20 protein-coding genes and 3 tRNA genes are annotated in these 18601 nt (G+C 69.6%); 4 read left to right on the forward strand and 19 right to left on the reverse strand.

Annotated elements, in window-relative coordinates; translation table 11 throughout:
- Positions 1-345: 345 nt before the first annotated feature.
- The 9 genes from rplL to ABT254_RS02070 all read right to left on the reverse strand — a co-directional run bounded on the left by rplL (position 346) and on the right by ABT254_RS02070 (position 6501).
- A complete protein-coding gene (rplL, locus tag ABT254_RS02030; RefSeq protein WP_344404711.1) occupies positions 346-735 on the reverse strand; it encodes a 50S ribosomal protein L7/L12 in 390 nt (129 codons plus the stop codon).
- A 122-nt stretch (positions 736-857) separates the two neighbouring features.
- Entirely contained in the window at positions 858-1388 is a 531-nt protein-coding gene (gene rplJ / locus ABT254_RS02035) for a 50S ribosomal protein L10 (protein ID WP_115906462.1), read from the reverse strand.
- A 277-nt stretch (positions 1389-1665) separates the two neighbouring features.
- Positions 1666-2532 (reverse strand): SCO4651 family lipoprotein, encoded by an 867-nt coding sequence (locus tag ABT254_RS02040; RefSeq protein WP_351462491.1) that lies wholly within the window; start codon positions 2530-2532, stop codon positions 1666-1668.
- A 110-nt stretch (positions 2533-2642) separates the two neighbouring features.
- Positions 2643-3575, reverse strand: a complete 933-nt coding sequence (locus tag ABT254_RS02045) for an SCO4651 family lipoprotein (protein ID WP_351462492.1) — start codon at positions 3573-3575, stop codon at positions 2643-2645.
- 141 nt (positions 3576-3716) lie between these two features.
- A complete protein-coding gene (rplA, locus tag ABT254_RS02050) occupies positions 3717-4442 on the reverse strand; it encodes a 50S ribosomal protein L1 (RefSeq protein ID WP_351462493.1) in 726 nt (241 codons plus the stop codon).
- A gap of 83 nt (positions 4443-4525) precedes the next feature.
- A complete protein-coding gene (rplK, locus tag ABT254_RS02055) occupies positions 4526-4960 on the reverse strand; it encodes a 50S ribosomal protein L11 (protein WP_003998857.1) in 435 nt (144 codons plus the stop codon).
- Positions 4961-5127: 167 nt separating this feature from the next.
- Positions 5128-5952 carry a transcription termination/antitermination protein NusG gene (nusG, locus tag ABT254_RS02060; protein WP_351462494.1) on the reverse strand — a complete coding sequence of 275 codons (825 nt, stop codon included), beginning with the start codon at positions 5950-5952 and terminating at the stop codon, positions 5128-5130.
- Positions 5953-6032: 80 nt separating this feature from the next.
- On the reverse strand, positions 6033-6320 hold the full coding sequence (gene secE, locus ABT254_RS02065; RefSeq protein WP_351462495.1) for a preprotein translocase subunit SecE: 288 nt from the start codon (positions 6318-6320) through the stop codon (positions 6033-6035).
- A 108-nt stretch (positions 6321-6428) separates the two neighbouring features.
- Positions 6429-6501 (reverse strand) — tRNA-Trp (locus tag ABT254_RS02070).
- Positions 6502-6784: 283 nt separating this feature from the next.
- Between ABT254_RS02070 and ABT254_RS02075 the strand changes: the two genes are divergently transcribed.
- Positions 6785-8011, forward strand: a complete 1227-nt coding sequence (locus ABT254_RS02075; RefSeq protein ID WP_351462496.1) for a pyridoxal phosphate-dependent aminotransferase — start codon at positions 6785-6787, stop codon at positions 8009-8011.
- A gap of 123 nt (positions 8012-8134) precedes the next feature.
- Positions 8135-9175 carry an adenosine deaminase gene (locus ABT254_RS02080; RefSeq protein ID WP_351462497.1) on the forward strand — a complete coding sequence of 347 codons (1041 nt, stop codon included), beginning with the start codon at positions 8135-8137 and terminating at the stop codon, positions 9173-9175.
- On the opposite strand, the gene ABT254_RS02085 is transcribed toward ABT254_RS02080, so the two are convergent.
- Both ABT254_RS02085 and ABT254_RS02090 read right to left on the reverse strand, forming a co-directional pair.
- Positions 9120-9827 (reverse strand): hypothetical protein, encoded by a 708-nt coding sequence (locus ABT254_RS02085; RefSeq protein WP_351462852.1) that lies wholly within the window; start codon positions 9825-9827, stop codon positions 9120-9122. The genes ABT254_RS02080 and ABT254_RS02085 overlap by 56 nt on opposite strands.
- A gap of 54 nt (positions 9828-9881) precedes the next feature.
- Positions 9882-10493, reverse strand: a complete 612-nt coding sequence (locus tag ABT254_RS02090; RefSeq protein WP_351462498.1) for a TetR/AcrR family transcriptional regulator — start codon at positions 10491-10493, stop codon at positions 9882-9884.
- A gap of 102 nt (positions 10494-10595) precedes the next feature.
- Between ABT254_RS02090 and ABT254_RS02095 the strand changes: the two genes are divergently transcribed.
- Positions 10596-11228: an NAD(P)-dependent oxidoreductase gene (locus tag ABT254_RS02095; protein ID WP_351462499.1), complete on the forward strand. Its 633-nt coding sequence runs from the start codon at positions 10596-10598 to the stop codon at positions 11226-11228.
- Positions 11229-11273: 45 nt separating this feature from the next.
- Here ABT254_RS02095 and ABT254_RS02100 read toward each other — a convergent pair whose 3' ends face one another.
- The 8 genes from ABT254_RS02100 to ABT254_RS02135 form a co-directional block, all read right to left on the reverse strand.
- Entirely contained in the window at positions 11274-12374 is a 1101-nt protein-coding gene (locus ABT254_RS02100; RefSeq protein ID WP_351462854.1) for a UDP-N-acetylmuramate dehydrogenase, read from the reverse strand.
- Positions 12375-13037: 663 nt separating this feature from the next.
- Positions 13038-14480 carry a DHA2 family efflux MFS transporter permease subunit gene (locus ABT254_RS02105; RefSeq protein WP_351462501.1) on the reverse strand — a complete coding sequence of 481 codons (1443 nt, stop codon included), beginning with the start codon at positions 14478-14480 and terminating at the stop codon, positions 13038-13040.
- A gap of 114 nt (positions 14481-14594) precedes the next feature.
- Positions 14595-15164, reverse strand: coding sequence for a TetR/AcrR family transcriptional regulator (locus tag ABT254_RS02110; RefSeq protein ID WP_351462503.1), 570 nt, complete (start codon positions 15162-15164; stop codon positions 14595-14597).
- 151 nt (positions 15165-15315) lie between these two features.
- The gene (locus tag ABT254_RS02115) at positions 15316-15744 is read right to left on the reverse strand and encodes a MaoC family dehydratase (protein ID WP_351462856.1); all 429 of its coding nucleotides are present in this window, start codon (positions 15742-15744) and stop codon (positions 15316-15318) included.
- 8 nt (positions 15745-15752) lie between these two features.
- A complete protein-coding gene (locus tag ABT254_RS02120; RefSeq protein ID WP_344403656.1) occupies positions 15753-16205 on the reverse strand; it encodes an FAS1-like dehydratase domain-containing protein in 453 nt (150 codons plus the stop codon).
- 227 nt (positions 16206-16432) lie between these two features.
- Positions 16433-16597 carry a 50S ribosomal protein L33 gene (rpmG, locus tag ABT254_RS02125; protein ID WP_003948671.1) on the reverse strand — a complete coding sequence of 55 codons (165 nt, stop codon included), beginning with the start codon at positions 16595-16597 and terminating at the stop codon, positions 16433-16435.
- 89 nt (positions 16598-16686) lie between these two features.
- A tRNA-Met gene (locus ABT254_RS02130) sits at positions 16687-16759 on the reverse strand.
- Positions 16760-16805: 46 nt separating this feature from the next.
- Positions 16806-16878, reverse strand: a tRNA-Thr gene (locus ABT254_RS02135).
- 267 nt (positions 16879-17145) lie between these two features.
- Between ABT254_RS02135 and ABT254_RS02140 the strand changes: the two genes are divergently transcribed.
- A complete protein-coding gene (locus ABT254_RS02140) occupies positions 17146-18453 on the forward strand; it encodes an amidohydrolase family protein (RefSeq protein WP_351462505.1) in 1308 nt (435 codons plus the stop codon).
- Positions 18454-18601 lie beyond the last annotated feature (148 nt).

Raw genomic sequence — 18601 nt, forward strand, 5'->3', positions numbered from 1 at the left:
CCGGTTTTCTGAGACCCTCGTTGTTCTCAACACCTGCGGCAAGCCCACGCCCTCAATGCACGTTGATACTGCCCTCTTCGCCGTCGATCCATGCCTCGGATTCGGATCCTTGTGACGACGCGTCCTGAGAATTGCGCGCTGCGTGCAGTTCGTCAAGGCCCCCATGGCCCAAACCACATACCACCTGGGGTGCTTGGAGGCACGACGAAGATCACCATACTCCGCACACCCGAGGGTGCAAGGCAGCCACCACCCGACGCTCAGGAACGCCGAAGAGCGACCACCCGGATGGATGATCGCTCTTCAGAGCTCAGGCGTTACAGCCCCTGGGGGGCCGAAGAAGCCTTACTTGACGTCGACGGAGGCGCCAGCGCCCTCGAGGGCCTCCTTGGCCTTGTCCGCGGCGTCCTTGGCGACCTTCTCGAGAACGGGCTTCGGGGCGCCGTCCACGAGGTCCTTGGCCTCCTTCAGGCCCAGCGAGGTCAGCTCACGCACGACCTTGATGACCTGGATCTTCTTGTCGCCGGCGCCGGTGAGGATGACGTCGAACTCGTCCTTCTCCTCGACCTCGGCGGCGCCACCGGCGGCACCGCCGGCAGCCGGGGCGGCGACGACGGCCGCGGCAGCGGCGGTGACGTCGAACTTCTCCTCGAACGCCTTCACGAACTCGGAGAGCTGGATGAGGGTCATGCCCTCGAACTCGGCGAGCAGTTCGTCCTGGGTGAGAGCCACGATGGCTTTCCTTCCACTAATTTCGGCTGGTGCCGGATGTACATGTCTGGCGGGCGTACGTTCGGCCCGCTGTGACCGTTGCCTCAGGCGGGGAGCCTCAGGCGGCGGTCAATGCGCGAGCCGAGTTACTCGGCACCGCCCTGCTCGTCCTGCTTGGCGCGAAGGGCGTCCACGGTGCGGACGAGCTTCGTCGGAAGCGCCTGGAAGAGCTGTGCAGCCTGCGTCTGCTTGCCCTTCAGGGCGCCCGCCAGCTTGGCGAGCAGAACCTCGCGGGACTCGAGGTCCGCGAGCTTCTTGATCTCGTCGGCGGACAGCGCCTTGCCGTCAAGGACACCGCCCTTGATGACGAGGTTCGGGTTGTCCTTGGCGAAGTCACGAAGACCCTTCGCCGACTCCACCGGGTCACCGGTGACGAAGGCGACCGCCGTCGGACCGTTGAACAGGTCGTCGAGCGTCGAGATCCCGGCCTCGTTGGCCGCAATCTTGGTCAGCGTGTTCTTCACCACGGCGTACTGGGCGTTCTCACCGAGCGAACGACGCAGCGTCTTGAGCTGCGCCACGGTGAGACCCCGGTACTCGGTCAGCACGGCAGCGTTCGAGCTACGGAACTGCTCCGCGAGCTCGGCCACCGCGGCAGCCTTGTCGGGCCTTGCCATGAGCGTCGGCCTCCTTCCGGGTGATGACGACCGCTCGGAAGGGGCTGGAGCAAACGAAACGCCCCGGCGCAGGCGCACGGGGCGTAGCTCGACCAGAATCCCCCTGGACAGGGGCTTTCCGGGAGCACTTCCACAGTCACCTGCGCGGGTCGTCCGCGGTTCAGCGGATCCTTCGGCCACCGCACCCTCCAGGAGCGCACGGCAACGACCAGCGGTCTTTGGCTTCTCCAGGAGGGTACGTGACCGGATCGCTGTCAAGCAAATCCGGCTCTACGGCTCAGCTCTGGGCGCCCTTCATCATCTCGGCGAGGTCGGCGGTGTCCTTGGCCGGCGGGGCCGTGACCGTGACCGGCTTGTTGATGTCGAGGAAGGTGATCGTCAGGTCGAGGGGACCCTTGTCGGCCTCGCCACGCATCCGGAACTGCTTGGTGTGGTCGTCGCCGTCGATCCACGCGTCCATGGTGAACGAGTCGACGCCCATCTTCTCGAACTGCTCGAGGCTCTTCTCGCGCTGTTCCCGGACGGTCTTGTTGACGGTCTTGTCCTTCTCCTTGAGCGAGGCCCTGAGGTCCTCGACGGTGACCTTGCCCGCGTAGTGGGTGGTCTTCACGCCGCCGACGGTCTCGGTGCCGACCTTCTTCACGTCCTTGGAGCCGGTGAGGAAGGTGGAGTTGGCGGCCGGATTCTGGTCGGCCTGGCCGGCGCCCAGCTGATCCGCGTTCAGCCCCTTGCCGCCGAGCGCGGACATGTCGAGCTTGATCCAGCTCTTGCCGTCCATCTCCTTGGCCATGGAGGCGTTCCCGCCTATGTACATGGCCTTGCCGACGAGGCGGATCTCGACCGGGCCCTTGGTTCCCTGGCTCGGGGCCGTCATTTTCATGCTCATCGCCAGCGGCTTGATGCTCACCGCCGCCTCGGCGGACACCTGGCCCGCTCCCGGGACCTGGCCCGTCATCCGGTAATGCGCGGACTTGATGTCTTCGCTGTTCTTCGCCGCCTTGGCGACGGCCGCCGCCGGAGTCATCGCGGGCGACTCGGCGGAGTCGCTCTTCTGACAGCCGACCGCTCCCCCGGCGAGCAGCAGGGCGGCCAGCCCGGCCCCGGTCGCTTTGCGGTGCGCTGAAACCCGTACGGAAGTCCCCATTGATTCCCCCCATGGAATGCATGGCTGATACACAGTAAGGAGGCGAGCCTAGCCTCAGGAAGCTGCGGGAGTCTTCCCTATTCCCCCGAACACCAGCAGCCCCGCCGGCCTCAGGAGCTGCTGCCGGATCCGCTCGCGGTGTCGCTGCTGCCCGGTGTCCAGCCCTGCTTCTTCATCAGCTGCTTGAAGTCCTCGGTGTCACTCGCGGGCGGCTTGGTCGCGGAGACCTTCACGCCGTAGTCGCTGTAGTACGCGGTCTGGGTGTACTCGCCGGCCGACATGCGGCCCTTCTCGACCTTCTTGACCAGGAGGTTCTGGTCGTCGACCCAGATGTCGACGGACTCCGTGCTGACGCCGGCCTGGGTGAGCTGTTTCTTCAGGCCGGCGAGCTGGCCCGGGGTGAGGTTGGAGTTCTTGCGGGCGAGGTCCGCGATGTCCACCGTGCCCGAGTAGTGCGTGGTGTCGACTCCGCGCACCTTCTCGGTGCCGACCTTCTTGACGCCCCCGGAGGCCAGCAGGAGCCTCACCGACTGGTTGGGCGTCGTGTTCTGCATCTGGTCCCGGAGGTAGGCGCCGGAGCCGCCGCCGAGGTCGGCGAGGTCCGCGTAGCCGTAACGGATCCAGTGCTTGCCGCCCGCCTGCCCGGCGAACTTCTCGCCCATCTTCGCGTAGTAGGCGTCGGGCAGATAGCGGGCCTCCATCGACGTGGTGCCGATCCGGCGCATGGTGTCCGCCATGGTGCCGCCGGTGTACGTGATGGTCATGGTGCCGGTGAGGCCGTCCGCCCAGCCCAGGGCGCCGTCGCCCTTCATGGAGATCAGGGAGCCCATGGTGGTCGTGGACTCGACCTTCGCGGAGTCGGCGCCGTCGGTGGACTTCTCGGCGGTGCGCAGGGCCGCTATGGGGCTGACGTGCGTCACGCCCTTGCCGGAGGCTCCCGTGCCCTTGCCGGAGGAGTCCGCGGAGCTGCACGCGGCCACGGCCGACAGCGCGGTCACCGCTGCGATCGAAAGGCTCACCCGGCGCACGGTCGTGCTCTTCATCGGTCCCCCACCCCTGTGCGATTGCCGTGCCCTGACGCTAACGCAGGGCACTGACATCCGTCCGGGAAAAGGGACGAGCCCCGCAACCCTGAGGTGGCGGGGCTCGTGCGAAAAGACGCGTACGCGCGGCTGTCGTCAGGATCAGACGGCGGCCGGGTCCTCCTCGACGAGGAGGTTGCGGGTGCGGTTCGGGTCGACCGGAATGCCGGGGCCCATGGTGGTGGAGACCGCGGCCTTCTTGATGTAGCGACCCTTGGCGGCGGACGGCTTCAGACGGAGGATCTCCTCCAGCGCGGCGCCGTAGTTCTCCACCAGCTTGTCGTCGTCGAAGGACGTCTTGCCGATGATGAAGTGCAGGTTCGAGTGCTTGTCGACGCGGAACTCGATCTTGCCGCCCTTGATGTCGTTGACGGCCTTCGCCACGTCCGGGGTCACGGTGCCGGTCTTGGGGTTCGGCATGAGACCACGGGGACCGAGCACACGGCCGAGGCGGCCGACCTTGCCCATGAGGTCCGGGGTGGCGACGACGGCGTCGAAGTCCAGGCGGCCCTTCGAGACCTCGTCGATCAGTTCGTCGGAGCCGACGATGTCGGCGCCCGCGGCCTCCGCGGCCGCAGCACGGTCACCGGTCGCGAAGACCAGGACCCGGGCGGTCTTACCGGTGCCGTGCGGAAGGTTCACGGTGCCACGGACCATCTGGTCGGCCTTGCGCGGGTCGACACCCAGACGGAAGGCGACCTCGACGGTGCCGTCGAACTTGGTCGTGGAGGTCTCCTTGGCGAGACGGACGGCCTCGAGCGGGGCGTAGAGCTTTTCCCGGTCGACCTTGGCGTCCGCAGCGCGGAGAGACTTGCTGCGCTTGCTCACTGCTTCTCCTGGTGATTCTTAGGAGTCGTGGTCCGGGCCGAGCAGGCCCTGCCACTTCTGCTGATGTACGGGGGAGTTGGGGCTCAGCCCTCGACCGTGACGCCCATGGAACGCGCGGTACCGGCGATGATCTTCGCGGCGGCGTCCAGGTCGTTGGCGTTGAGGTCGGGGAGCTTGGTCTGGGCGATCTCGCGGACCTGCGCCTCGGTGATCTTGGCGACCTTGGTCTTGTGCGGCTCGCCGGAGCCCTTCTCGATGCCCGCGGCCTTGAGGATCATCTTGGCGGCCGGCGGCGTCTTGGTGATGAAGGTGAAGGAGCGGTCCTCGTAGACCGTGATCTCCACCGGGATCACCCAGCCACGCTGCGACTCGGTCGCGGCGTTGTACGCCTTGCAGAACTCCATGATGTTGACGCCGTGCTGACCCAGCGCGGGGCCGACCGGCGGGGCCGGGTTGGCGGCGCCGGCCTGGATCTGGAGCTTGATGAGCCCCGTGACCTTCTTCTTCTTGGGAGGCATTGCTCTCCGGGTCCTTTCGATTGAGGCGTGCCTCCGTCCGGGTCGCGTCCCGGATGAAGGCATACCGCACAACGATAACGGGTATGGATGCGCGGCCAAAAACCGAGCAGGTCAGGCAGGCTGCGAACAGCCCACCTGACCTGGCCGGAAGCTCTTTCCGGAAGAAGCTAGTTCTTCTGGATCTGGTCGAACGAGAGCTCGACCGGGGTCTCACGACCGAAGATCTCCACCAGACCCTTGACCTTCTTGGAGTCGGGGTTGATCTCGTTGATGGTCGCCTGGAGCGTGGCGAACGGGCCGTCGGTGACGGTGACCGAGTCGCCCACCTCGAAGTCCAGCACCTGGACCTCGACCTTGCGCTGCGGAGCCGGCTTGCCCTCGGCCTCGGCGGCCTCGCGAGCGGCCTTCTCCTCGGCCTCCGGGGCGAGCATCTTGACGATCTCGTCCAGGGTCAGCGGGTAGGGGTCGTAGGCGTTGCCCACGAAGCCGGTGACGCCGGGGGTGTTGCGGACGACACCCCAGGACTCGTTCGTCAGGTCCATGCGGACGAGGACGTAGCCCGGGAGCTTGTTCTGCTTGATCGTCTTGCGGTCGCCGTTCTTGATCTGGACGACCTCTTCCTGCGGCACCTCGGCCTGGAAGATGTAGTCCTCGACGTTCAGCGAGACGGCGCGCTGCTCCAGGTTGGTCTTCACGCGGTTCTCGTAACCGGCGTAGGTGTGGATGACGTACCACTCGCCGGGCAGGGAGCGCAGCTCCTCGCGGAGGGCCTGGACCGGGTCGACCGGCTCGGACTCCTCCTCCGCGATCTCTTCCTCGGCGGTCTCGTCCTCGTCCACGACCTGCAGGGCGGCCTCCTCGGCCGGCTCCCCCGCCTCGGCCTCGGCAGCCTCGAACTCGTCCTGCTCGTCCGCGCCCTCGACGATGTCGAGCTCGTCGTCCACGGACTCGTCCGGCTCGATGGCGTCGTCGTTCAGGTTCGTGTCAGACACGGTGGCTGCTTCTTCCTGGATACATAGGGGTGGAACATGCGAAAGGGGCGCCGGGTACCTCGGCGCCCTTCGCTCTCGGCTCAGCCGAAGACGTACTTGGCCGCGTGGTTGAGCCCATAGTCAATCACGGTCACCAGGGCGATCATGACGGCGACGAAGAAGATCACCACGGTGGTGTACGACGTCAGCTGGTTACGCGTAGGCCAGACGACCTTGCGGAGTTCGGCGATGACCTGGCGGTAGAAGAGGGCAAGCCTCTTGAACGGACCTTTCTTGGCCCGCTTGCCGCCCTTACGGGCCTTCTTCTTCGACTCCTGCGCCTCGTCCTGGGCACCAGGCGTGTCGATGGAGCCCACGGCGTCCGCCATTCGTCCTCACCTGTTCCCGGGTCGTGGCCGTGCCGCGCCCGGTCTGAGCCGCACGGCGTTGCATTGCTGTACGTACATGCGCACACATCCTGGCGAAGGTGTGTGTAGCAGGGCCGGAGGGACTTGAACCCCCAACCGCCGGTTTTGGAGACCGGTGCTCTACCAATTGAGCTACGACCCTTTGTGTGTCCCCCAACGTACCGCATCCGACCGGGTGCTCGGTGTGCACCGCCTGCGGCGCGGCTGCTGATGGCCAACGAGGTGAGAGTGTACGTGCTCCGGAGCGCATCGTCGAACAGAAAGCGCCCGTAGGCGCCTTGGCGGAGGAAGATCGCCGGAAAACCGATGGAAGATCACCCAGGCCACCGGCTGATTCCGGACAGGTGTTCAGTGGTCGACCCACACATGTTCAGTCTGTGAAACCCGCGTGCCGGGGCCGTTTCCGGTCTGAAACGATGGGCCCCATGAGCGCTGCAACCCCTCCCACCGAGCGCCGGGTCTCCGCCCGAGTCGGCGCGATCTCCGAGTCCGCCACCCTCGCCGTGGACGCCAAGGCCAAGGCCCTCAAGGCCGCCGGGCGTCCGGTGATCGGCTTCGGCGCAGGTGAGCCCGACTTCCCGACCCCGGACTACATCGTCGAGGCCGCCGTCGAGGCCTGCAAGAACCCGAAGTACCACCGGTACACACCGGCCGGCGGTCTGCCCGAGCTGAAGGCCGCGATCGCCGCGAAGACGCTGCGCGACTCCGGCTGGGAGCCCGACGTCTCGCAGATCCTGGTCACCAACGGTGGCAAGCAGGCCATCTACGAGGCCTTCGCCGCGATCCTCGACCCGGGCGACGAGGTCATCGTCCCGGCGCCGTACTGGACGACGTACCCGGAGTCGATCCGGCTCGCGGGTGGCGTGCCCGTGGACGTCGTCGCGGACGAGACCACCGGCTACCGCGTCTCGGTCGAGCAGCTCGAGGCGGCCCGCACGGAGAAGACGAAGGTCGTCCTGTTCGTGTCGCCGTCCAACCCGACCGGTGCGGTGTACTCCGAGGCCGAGACCGAGGAGATCGGCCGCTGGGCCGTCGAGCACGGCCTGTGGGTGCTGACCGACGAGATCTACGAGCACCTGGTGTACGGCGACGCGGTGTCCGTGTCGCTGCCCGCGCTGCTGCCCGAGCTGCGCGACAAGTGCATCGTGGTCAACGGTGTCGCGAAGACGTATGCCATGACGGGCTGGCGCGTGGGCTGGGTCATCGGCCCGAAGGACGTGGTCAAGGCCGCGACCAACCTGCAGTCGCACGCCACCTCGAACGTGTCGAACGTCGCCCAGGTCGCGGCGCTGGCCGCCGTCTCCGGCGACCTGGACGCCGTCGCGAAGATGCGGGAGGCCTTCGACCGCCGCCGCAAGACCATCGTGCGGATGCTCAACGAGATCGACGGCGTGGTCTGCCCCGAGCCCGAGGGCGCCTTCTACGCGTACCCGTCGGTCAAGGGCCTGCTCGGCAAGGAGATCCGCGGCAAGCGCCCGCAGGACACCGTGGAGCTGGCCGCGCTGATCCTGGAGGAGGCCGAGGTCGCGGTCGTCCCGGGCGAGGCTTTCGGTACGCCGGGTTATCTGCGGCTGTCGTACGCCCTGGGTGACGAGGATCTCGTCGAGGGTGTCAGCCGGATCCAGAAGCTGCTGGCGGAAGCTCAGGACTGACGTCCACCCTGTACAGGGGGCGGCTCCGGTTTTTCGGAGCCGCCCCCTGTTTCTTTGTGCGAGCAAGACCACGTACGGGCAATCCGCTACCGGGACGGCAGTGACGTACGGCAGGATCCTGGAATGGAGCGTGTACGTGATGTCTCTGAGCTGCCGAAGGCCCATCTCCATCTGCACTTCACCGGGTCGATGCGGCCCACCACCGTGCTGGAGCTGGCCGACAAGTACGGGGTGCGACTGCCCGAAGCGCTCACCGAGGCGTTGACCAGTGGTGAGCCGCCGAGGCTGCGGGCGACGGACGAGCGGGGCTGGTTCCGCTTCCAACGGCTGTACGACGCGGCGCGCTCGTGCCTGAGGGAGCCCGAGGACATCCGGCGTCTGGTGCGGGAAGCCGCCGAGGAGGATCTGAAGGACGGCTCGGGGTGGCTGGAGATCCAGGTCGACCCGACCTCGTACGCACCCCGGCTGGGGGGTCTGATCCCGGCGCTGGAGATCATCCTGGACGCGGTGGAGACGACCTCGCGGGAGACCGGGCTCGGGATGCGGGTGCTGGTCGCCGCGAACCGTATGAAGCATCCCCTGGACGCGCGGACGCTGGCCCGGCTGGCCGTGCGGTACGCGGACCGGGGCGTGGTCGGTTTCGGGCTCTCCAACGACGAACGCCGGGGCATGGCGAGGGACTTCGACCGGGCGTTCGCGATCGCCCGCGAGGGCGGGCTGCTGTCGGCGCCGCACGGCGGCGAGCTGACGGGTCCTTCGTCGGTACGGGACTGTCTCGACGACCTGGACGCGAACCGGATCGGGCACGGGGTGCGGGCCGCGGAGGACCCCCGGCTGCTGAGGCGGCTCGCGGAGCGGGGGGTGACGTGTGAGGTCTGCCCCGCTTCGAACGTGGCCCTGGGCGTGTACGAGAAGCCCGAGGACGTCCCGCTGCGGACGCTGTACGACGCCGGTGTCGCGATGGCGCTGGGCGCCGACGACCCGCTTCTGTTCGGTTCCCGGCTGGCCGCGCAGTACGAGATCGCCCGACAGGCCCACGGTTTCTCGGACGCCGAACTCGCCGAGTTGGCCCGCCAGTCGGTGCGGGGCTCGGCCGCCCCGGAAGACGTCAGGGCACGGCTGCTGGCCGGCGTGGACGAGTGGCTGGCCCGCCCGGCGGCCTGAAGTGCGCGTAGGGCGGATACGCCTTGAAGCAGATCATCACCTCGACCGGATGTCCGCCGCCGGGCGGGTCGACCAGGGGGCGGATCGACCCCATGTACGCCATGCGCCCCTCGCCGGCACGCTTCTGAAGGGGCCCGTGGCCCGCCGCATCTGAGAGCCGGACCGCGGTGTCGGCGAACAGGGCGCGGTCGCCGAAGAAGAAGAGCGTACGCGCGTGCGTGGCGTGCCTCAGCGCGTCCCGGGAACCGGTCCGCTCCTGGCGTGTGCGCCACGCGGCGGCGTCCCGCGCGGTGCGCGCCTCGTCGGTGCGGACGGTGAGCGGGGTGCCCTGCCATAGCCTGCGCCGCAGTTCGGGCCACTGGCCGGCGCGCAGGCCGAGGCTGTGGTGGACCAGGACGAGGTCGACCGGCTCGCCGACGCCCTCGTCGGGTGGCACGCCGTCGCGCAGCGGCACATGGACGATGGTGCGCCGGGAGCAGGCGGCGAAGGAGAACAGCCCCGCCGGCCTGCTCAGTCCGTGGTGGTCGCCGAGCAGCAGGCCGATGGGGTCGGGAGCGCGCAAGGAGGTGTGCAGCAAGGAGTGCCGGGGCTGGACGACGCGGTAGGTGTGTGGTCCGGTGCGGGGACGGAACCGGCGCAGCCTCAGTCGCATACGGTGCTGCCCGAGGCGCCCGCCCGGGTGCTTGTCATGCACCCAGCGTGACGGTCACGCGCGCGTGGGCGCAACGGAGATTCCGCCCAGCAGTGTCCTCGCGAGCCGTTCGGCGAACGCGTCGACCGGGGGCCGCTCCCCCGTGCCGGTCATGTCGTAGGCGAACGCGCGCTGTGCGCAGGCGCCCAGCAGCAGGGAGGCCGCGGCGAAGGTGTCGGCATCGGCGCGGACGCGGCCGAGGGCCTGTTCGGCGCGCAGGTAGGCGTCCAGGTCCTGGATGGGCCGGTGCGGGCCGGCGCCGAGCGTGCGCATGGCGTCGTCGTGGCGCCGTTTGAGCTGGGGCTCGGCGTACAGGGAGGCGGCGATCGGGAAGCTCTGCTCGTAGAAGAGTGCGGCCTGGCGGGCGATCCCGGTGAGGTTTCCCTCCAGGGTGCCCTGCCCCGGTTCGGCGGCGAGGGCGGCCAGGAGGGGCGTGAGCCGGGGCAGCCGCTCGGCGAGCACCCGCACGAACAGCTCCTCCTTGCTGTCGAAGTACTTGTAGAGGGCCGCTTCGGAGCACCCGGCCGCGCGGGCGATCTCCTTGGTGGTGGCGCGGGCGAGACCGACGGTGAGCATGAGCTCGTGGGCGGCGTCGAGGATGCGGACACGCGCCGGCTTCGGCTCCATGGGGCGTCCAATCGGCTTGACGGGTGGGTGAGTGATTACCCACTCTAGAAGGAAGCAGGGTGAGTGAGTACTCACCCACCAATCCCGAGTACGGGAGCACTCATGAACCTCACCGTTTTCGGCGCCACCGGCGGCATCGGCCGGGAGATCGTGCGCCAGGCCCTCGGGGCGGGCCACCGGGTGACCGCGGTGGTCCGCGATCCGGCCCGGCTCGACGTCACGGGGGACGCACTGGAGGTGTTCCGCGCCGACCTCACCGACATCGAGGAGTTGCGTGCCGCCGTCAGCGGCCGGGACGCCGTCCTCTCCGGTCTGGGCGCGCGCAGCCGCAAGGACGCCGGGGTCGCCACCCGGCTGACCCGTACGGTGCTGCGCGCCATGGAGACCGAGCGCGTACGACGGCTGCTCGTGGTCAGCGCCGCTCCCGTCGGCCCCGCCCCCGACGGCGACGGCGCCATCGACCGTGCGATGCGCGGTCTCGTGTCGGCCGCCCTCAAGGACGTCTACACCGATCTGCGCGGCATGGAGGCCGAGCTGGCCCGCAGCGGCACGGACTGGACGTCCGTACGGCCACCGCGGCTGCAGAACAAGCCGCTCACCGGCCGCTACCGCACCGTCGTCGGCGGCTTCCCGCGCAAGGGCCGCTTCATCGCACGCGCCGATGTCGCGCACGCCATGCTGGCGATGATCGACGACGTGGGGACGGTGAAGCAGGGGGTGGGACTGGCGTACTAGGGCTGCGCCCTGTGCGCCTGTCCGTCCGCCCGGGCCGGCCTGGCGCTACAGGCTGACGCCGACCGTCACCGGCTCGTTGACGAGCGTGATCCCGAAGGCCTCCCGGACGCCCGCGACCACGTCGCGGGCCAGGGCGAGCAGGTCCTCGGTGGTGGCGGTACCCCGGTTGGTGAGGGCGAGGGTGTGCTTGGTGGAGATCCGGGCCGGGCCGGTGCCGTAGCCCTTGGTGAACCCCGCCTTGTCGATGAGCCAGGCCGCGGAGGTCTTCGTAAGGCCCTCCCCCGCCGGGTAGGCGGGCGGCTCCACGCCGTCGCCCAGGCGTTCGCGCACGCGTGCGTGGAAAGCGGCGAACTGCTCGTCGGTGAGGATGGGGTTGGTGAAGAAGGAGCCGGCGGACCAGGTGTCGTGGTCCTCGGGGTCGAGAACCATGCCCTTCCCGGCGCGCAGTTTCAGCACCGTCTCGCGGGCGGTGGCGAGCGGCACCCGCTCCCCCTGCTCGACGCCGAGCGCACGCGCGACCTCGGCGTACTTCACGGGCGCGGACAGTCCGCCCGCGTCCTCCAGCTCGAAGCGGACGCGCAGCACGACGTAGCGGTCGGGGGCGGCCTTGAAGCGGCTGTGGCGGTACGAGAAGGCGCAGTCGGCGTTCGGGACGGTGACCGTTTCGCGGGTGTGGCGGTCGTAGGCGATCACCTCGGTGATGGTCGAGGAGACCTCCTGGCCGTACGCCCCCACGTTCTGGATGGGGGTCGCGCCGGCCGAGCCCGGGATGCCGGCCAGGCACTCGATACCGGCGAGTCCGGCCTCGACGGTGCGGGCGACCGCGTCGGTCCACACCTCGCCGGCGGCCAGCTCCAGGCGTGTGCCGTCGAGGTCGAAGCCCTTGGTGGCGATGACCAGTGCGGTGCCGGCGAAGCCCTTGTCGCCGATGACCAGGTTCGAGCCGCCGCCGATCAGCAGGAGCGGGGTGCCGGTGTCGTCGGCCTCGCGGACCGCCGCGATCACCTCGGCGTCGGTGGTGGCGGTGACCAGACGGGTCGCGGGACCGCCCAGCCGGAAGGTGGTCAGTGGGGCGAGGGGGGCGTCGTGTCGTTCCTGCACGGGCTCAAGGGTACGAGACGGGGTCCGGGCGGCTGGGGAGCGGATGCCTGCGGCGCCTCTGTGCCTTCGGTGGGGGTGTGGGTGGCGCCTGCGGCGCCTGTGCGGCTTCGGCGGGTGCGGCTGCCTGCGGCGCCTGCGCGGCTTCGGCGGTGCAGATGCCTGCGGCGCCTGCGCGGCTTCGGCGGTGCAGATGCCTGCGGCGCCTGCGCGGCTTCGGCGGGGGTGCGGGTGGCGCCTGCGGTTCGGTGGGTGGGGCGGGGCCGCGCCGGGGGGTGTCCGTCCTCGGTCCGGCGGTTGCTGGTGGTTGCGGCTGTGCTCGGGGGTGACGCCGGCCGCTGCGGGCGGGCACCCCCCGACACGTCCCCTTCCCGCCGTACGCGACTGCGGGTGCCACTCACCGCCGTAGCTGCGGGCAGCCGTACCGCCGGGGTGCCACTCGCCCCGTAGCTGCGGGCAGTCGTGCCGCTGGGGCGGCACGGGTGGGCGCAGCGGCACCCCGCCGGCGCGGGCGAGCGGACCCTGCCCCGCTCCGGTTCCGGCCGCCGGGGTGCCACCCGCCGCCGTAGCTGCGGGCAGCCGTACCGCCGGGGCGGCACGGGTGGGCGCAGCGGCACCCCGCCGACGCGGGCGGGCGAACCCCGCCCCGGTTCCGGTCGCCGGGCGTATGCGGCGGCCCCGCCCTTTCGGGCGGGGCCGCTGTGGTGGGGGTCAGCCTGCGACCGGCTCCAGGGTCGGCGTCGGTTCGTCCGTGGACGTCGGCGCGGAGGGCTCCGTGGTGCGCCGCCTCGGGATCAGCAGCGCCGCCACACCGGCCAGCGCAACGACCGCGGACCCGGTCACCAGCGCCGGCTGCAGGCCGTCGACGAAGCTCTGCGCGGACTCGTAGCCGCCCTGTGCCGAGAAGATCGACGACATGATCGCGATGCCGAGCGCCCCGCCCACCTCGCGCAGCGCGTTGTTGGCCCCGGACGCGATGCCCTGTTCCTTGGCGCGGACACTGGACATCACCAGGTTGGCGGCCGGCGCGAAGTACAGCCCCATGCCGATGCCGCTGATGATCAGGGCGGGCAGCTGGGCGGTGTAGGAGACGCCGGGCGCCACCACGGAAGCCATCCAGCCGAGGCCGACGGCCTGCAGGAAGAGGCCGGTGGCGACGACGGGTCGGCCGCCGATGCGGTCGGACAGGATGCCGGCGATCGGCGCGGCGATCATCGGCATGCCGGTCCAGGGCAGCATACGCAGGCCCGCCTCCGTGGGCGAGTAGCCGAGGACGCCCTGCATGAACTGGCTCAGAAGGAAGATCGAGCCGAACATGCCGAGGAACATCAGCAGGCTCGCGGCGTTGATGCCGGAGAAGGCACGGGAGCGGAACAGTCGCATCGGGAGCATGGGGTTCTTGGCTCGCAGGCTGTAGCCGACGAATGCTGCGAGCAGCGCGGTACCGGCGACGAGGCCGGTCAGGACCAGGGGGGCGGTCCAGCCGTCGGAGGGGCCGCGCACCAGGCCGTAGACGATCCCGAAGAGACCACCGCTGGCGAGCAGGGTGCCGGGGACGTCGAGCGGGGCGCCGGTGCCGTACGACTCGGCGAGGCGCAGGCGGGCCAGGGGCAGCAGGGCGAGGCCCAGCGGGACGTTCAGCCAGAAGATCCAGTGCCAGGAGACGTGCTCGGTGAGGCTGCCGCCGATCAGCGGGCCGGAGGCCACGGCGAGGCCGTTGACGGCACCCCAGATGCCGTACGCCATCCCGCGCTTGGCCGCGGGCACGGCGGCCGTGAGGAGGGTGAGCGTCAGGGGCATCATGATCGCGGCGCCCACGCCCTGCACCGCACGGGCGGCGATCAGGGAGTTGATGCCGGTCGCCATGGCCGCGGCCGCGGAGGCGCCGGTGAAGACGGTGAGGCCGGCGAGGAAGAGCCGGCGGCGGCCGAACCGGTCGCCGAGCGCCGCGCCGAACATCAGGAGGACGGCGAAGGTGAGGGTGTAGGCGCTGACGGTCCATTCCAGGTCGCCCAGCGCTCCGCCGAGGTCCTTTCGGATGGAGGGCAGGGCGGTGGTGACGACGAGGTTGTCGAGGGCCGCCATGAATCCGGCGACGCTGGTGATGACGAGGGCCCAGACGGTTCCCCCGCGACGTGCGGTCTGCTGTGACATCGCTCCCCCAGAGGGTGATCAGTCGCTCGGTAGGTCTGTTTGGTTAGTTATTGATGACTAACTTTCACGGGCAAGAAAAGGCGGTTGCGGCGCCCTTCCCGCGGAGTGCGTGGACTACTTCTCCAGACGGCCTTCCAGCCGCGCCTCTGGATACAGCCCCTCCCAGACTCGATGCTCGGGAGGAAAACCCATGGCCACCAGGCAGTTGATGAGCATCCCGTACGCCATGAACGTCGTCGTTCCGTCGATGTCGGCACCCAGCGGCAGATGGACCGTGTCCCACAGCCGCATCCATCCGTTGCGCACCGCTTCGCCGAGCTCGTGGTCGCCCGCCTGCTCGGCGGCGCCCACGGTGACGTACATCTGCATCTGCATCAGCAGCCGCTCGGGCCGCTCCGCGATGACCTTGGTGTACGCGTTCGCCATGGCGCGCAGGGCCTCCTCGCCCTCCAGCCCCTTGGCGGCCTCCTCGAAGGTGCGGATGGTGTCCTCCATGCACCGCTGCGCCACCGCGAGGAAGAGTGCCTTCTTGCCCGGGAAGAGCCGGAAGAGATACGGCTGCGAGACACCGACCCGCTTGGCGATCGCCTCGGTCGACGTGCCGTAGTAGCCGCCGCGGGCGAACTCCGTGGTCGCCGCCCGAATGACGCTCTCGCGCCGCTCTTCTGCGCTCATCCTGGCCATGCGAGTAAGTTAGTACTCAATCACTAACTAGGTCAAGCCCCTGCCGGAACGTTCCTCGCCCGCGAGACGTTGTCGCAGGCAGGGGGCCACACACACGTAAGGGGCGCCCTCCATGGAGAACACCCCTTACACCAGGCCGTAGGCGCGGCTGTCAGGCCAGCCGCACGACCGCCCGCGACATGCCGAGCACCTTCTGCCCGGCGCTGGTCGCCGTGAGGTCCACGCGGACCGTGTTGTCGTCCAGCTTGGCCGCCACCTTGGCGCCGACCTCGATGAGGGCGCCCTGGTCGTCGTTCGGGACGACGACGGGCTTGGTGAAGCGGACGCCGTACTCGACCACCGCACCCGGGTCGCCGGTCCAGTCGGTGACCACCCGGATCGCCTCGGCCATGGTGAACATGCCGTGCGCGATGACGTCCGGGAGGCCCACCTCCTTGGCGAACTTCTCGTTCCAGTGGATGGGGTTGAAGTCCCCGGAGGCGCCGGCGTACTGGACGAGGGTGGCGCGGGTCACGCGGAAGGTCTGGGCGGGCAGTTCGGTGCCGACCTCGATGTCGTCGTATGCGATCTTCGCCGTCATGTTCTCGCTCACGCCTCCTCTGCCGCGCGCGCGACCAGCTTCGTCCAGGCGGTCACGACGTGCTCGCCCGCCTCGTCGTGGACCTCGCCGCGGATGTCCAGGATGTCGTTGCCCGCCATGGACTTGATCGCCTCGATGGTGGAGGTGACGGTGAGGCGGTCGCCGGCGCGGACGGGGCGGACGTAGGAGAACTTCTGGTCGCCGTGGACGACCCGGCTGTAGTCCAGGCCCAGCTGGGGATCCTGGACGACCTGTCCGGCCGCCTTGAAGGTGATCGCGAAGACGAAGGTCGGCGGAGCGATGACGTCCGGGTGGCCGAGTGCCTTGGCTGCCTCCGGGTCCGTGTAGGCGGGGTTGGGGTCCCCGACCGCCTCGGCGAACTCGCGGATCTTCTCCCGGCCCACCTCGTAGGGCTCGGTGGGCGGGTAGCTCCGCCCCACGAAGGACTGGTCGAGCGCCATGGCTCGGCACCTCCTGTGTCTGCCTGCTGATTGCTGTGAGCCGACTCCTGAGAGCCGACTCTGAATGGTGAGTCTGGATGCCGACTGCTGACCGCCGGTGTCTGCGGATGCCCGCGGGAGATCCGTTCCGGCCGCCCCGTGATCGGTCGGAACCGGTCGGTAACCGGGGCTGAAACGACGCGAGGCCGCCCCCGGTTGGTGGGGGCGGCCTCGCGTACGAGCCTGATTTATCGCGTCTCGCGGTGCGCGGTGTGCGCGTTGCAACGCGGGCAGTGCTTCTTCATCTCAAGACGGTCCGGGTTGTTACGCCGGTTCTTCTTGGTGATGTAGTTCCGCTCCTTGCACTCCACGCAGGCCAGCGTGATCTTCGGGCGGACGTCGGTGGCAGCCACGTGAGTGCTCCTTGACGAACGGATGGGATGGTTTAACGCATAGAAGAGTAGCCGATCGAAGGACCGACCCCGCAATCGGCTACTGTCAGTAGCGGTGACCGGACTTGAACCGGTGACACAGCGATTATGAGCCGCTTGCTCTACCGACTGAGCTACACCGCTGTGATGCGATCCGTTCCCGTCTTGCGACGGGAACCTCACACACCAGAGCCCCAATACGGAATCGAACCGTAGACCTTCTCCTTACCATGGAGACGCTCTGCCGACTGAGCTATTGGGGCGAGCGATGAAGACATTACACGCTCCGCCGCCGTTCACCCAAATCCGTTTCGCGGCCCCCGTCCCGGCCTGTTCCACGGGCGGCCGAGGCCTCCGCCCCGGTCCGTTTCCCGGCTGTCCCGGGAGCCACTGAGGGCGCTTCCATACGGCGGACCACACCGGTACGACTATTGCGCTCCTCCCCGACACGGGCGGATCGCCACCCTAGGCTCGACTCACTCTGCGTGATCTTGCGTTCCCCTGCGCAGCCCCCGAGCCCCTGGAGTGCGATGCCCGACAGCCAGCCGCAGCCACCACCCTCGTCGTCCTCCTCTTCGGGGTCGTCCTCCTCATCGGGGTCCTCGGGTTCTCCGGGGTCCTCGGGGTGGGTGGGCGACCCGGCCGCCCTGCTGCTGTGCGGGGCCCGGCTGACCGACGGCCGGACCGTGGACGTGCGGCTGAGCGGCGGGCGTATCGAGGCGGTCGGCACGGCCGGGAGCCTGGCCTCCGGCGGAGCGCGGGACTGCGGCATGCGCGTGGATCTCAGCGGCTATCTGCTGCTGCCGGCCCCGGCCGAACCGCACGCGCACGGGGACACCGCGCTGTCCGCCGAGGACGACGGTCCGGCCTCGTACGAGCCCCAGGACGTCCAGCGCCGGGCCACCGAGGCGGCGCTGCTGCAGCTGGGGCACGGGGCGACCGCGCTGCGGGCACATGTGCGCGTGGGGGACGTTCAGGGTCTGGGCGCGCTGGGTGCCGTACTGCAGGCGCGGCGTTCGCTGCGTGGGCTGACGGAACTGACGACGGTGGCGATGCCGCGCATGCTGACCGGCGTGGCCGGGGCGGACGGGCTGGCGATGCTGCGGGACGCCCTGAAGATGGGCGCCTCCGTGGTGGGCGGCTGTCCTGACCTGGACCCGGATCCGACCGGTTACGTGGAGGCGATCCTCGAGGTGGCCTCCGAACACGGCTGCCCTGTCGACCTGCACACCGACGCCGCCGATCCGGCCCGCCTCGCCCGCATCGTCGCGATGGCCGGGGGGCTTCGTCCCGGGGTGACGCTCGGACCGTGCGGCGGTCTCGGCCGGCTGCCCGCCGAGACGGCGCGGCGCACCGCCGACCAGCTCGCGGCGGCCGGGGTGACGGTGGTGTGTCTGCCTCAGGGCGGCTGCGGCGGCACCGACCGGCGCGACACGGCTCCGGTACGGCTGCTGCGGGCGGCCGGCGTACGGGTGGCAGCGGGCAGCGGCGCCCTGCGCGACGTGTCGAACCCGGTGGGACGCGGCGACCCCTTGGAGGCGGCCTATCTGCTGGCCTCCCGGTACGGGTTGCGGCCCGAGGACTCGTACGACGCGGTGAGTTCCTCGGCGCGGTCGGCCATGGGGCTGCCCGAGGTGCGGGTGGAGGCGGGTTTCCCGGCCGAGTTGCTGGCCCTGCGCGGCGACCGGCTGGCGGGCGCGTTGTCGCTGGCCTACAGCCGCATCGTGGTGCATCGGGGGCGGGTGGTGGCGCGGACGAGCGCGGTACGGGAGTACTGCAACTCGGCCGCGGCGGCTGAGCTGGGGTTGCCTCGGCAGGGGCGGGGGGAGTTGTCGTGACGGGTGGGGCGGGAGTGGGAGTGGGGTCTCATGTGAGAAGTGGGCGCACCGGTTGTGGGGGTGCGCGGGGTCGGGGTGCGGTGCTGCGGCCGTGGTGAGGAATCCCGGCGGGTGTCGAGGGGCGTGCAGGGCGCGCGTGTAAGCGTTA

The sequence above is a fragment of the Streptomyces sp. NPDC001137 genome (assembly GCF_040298885.1).
GTDB lineage: Bacteria > Actinomycetota > Actinomycetes > Streptomycetales > Streptomycetaceae > Streptomyces.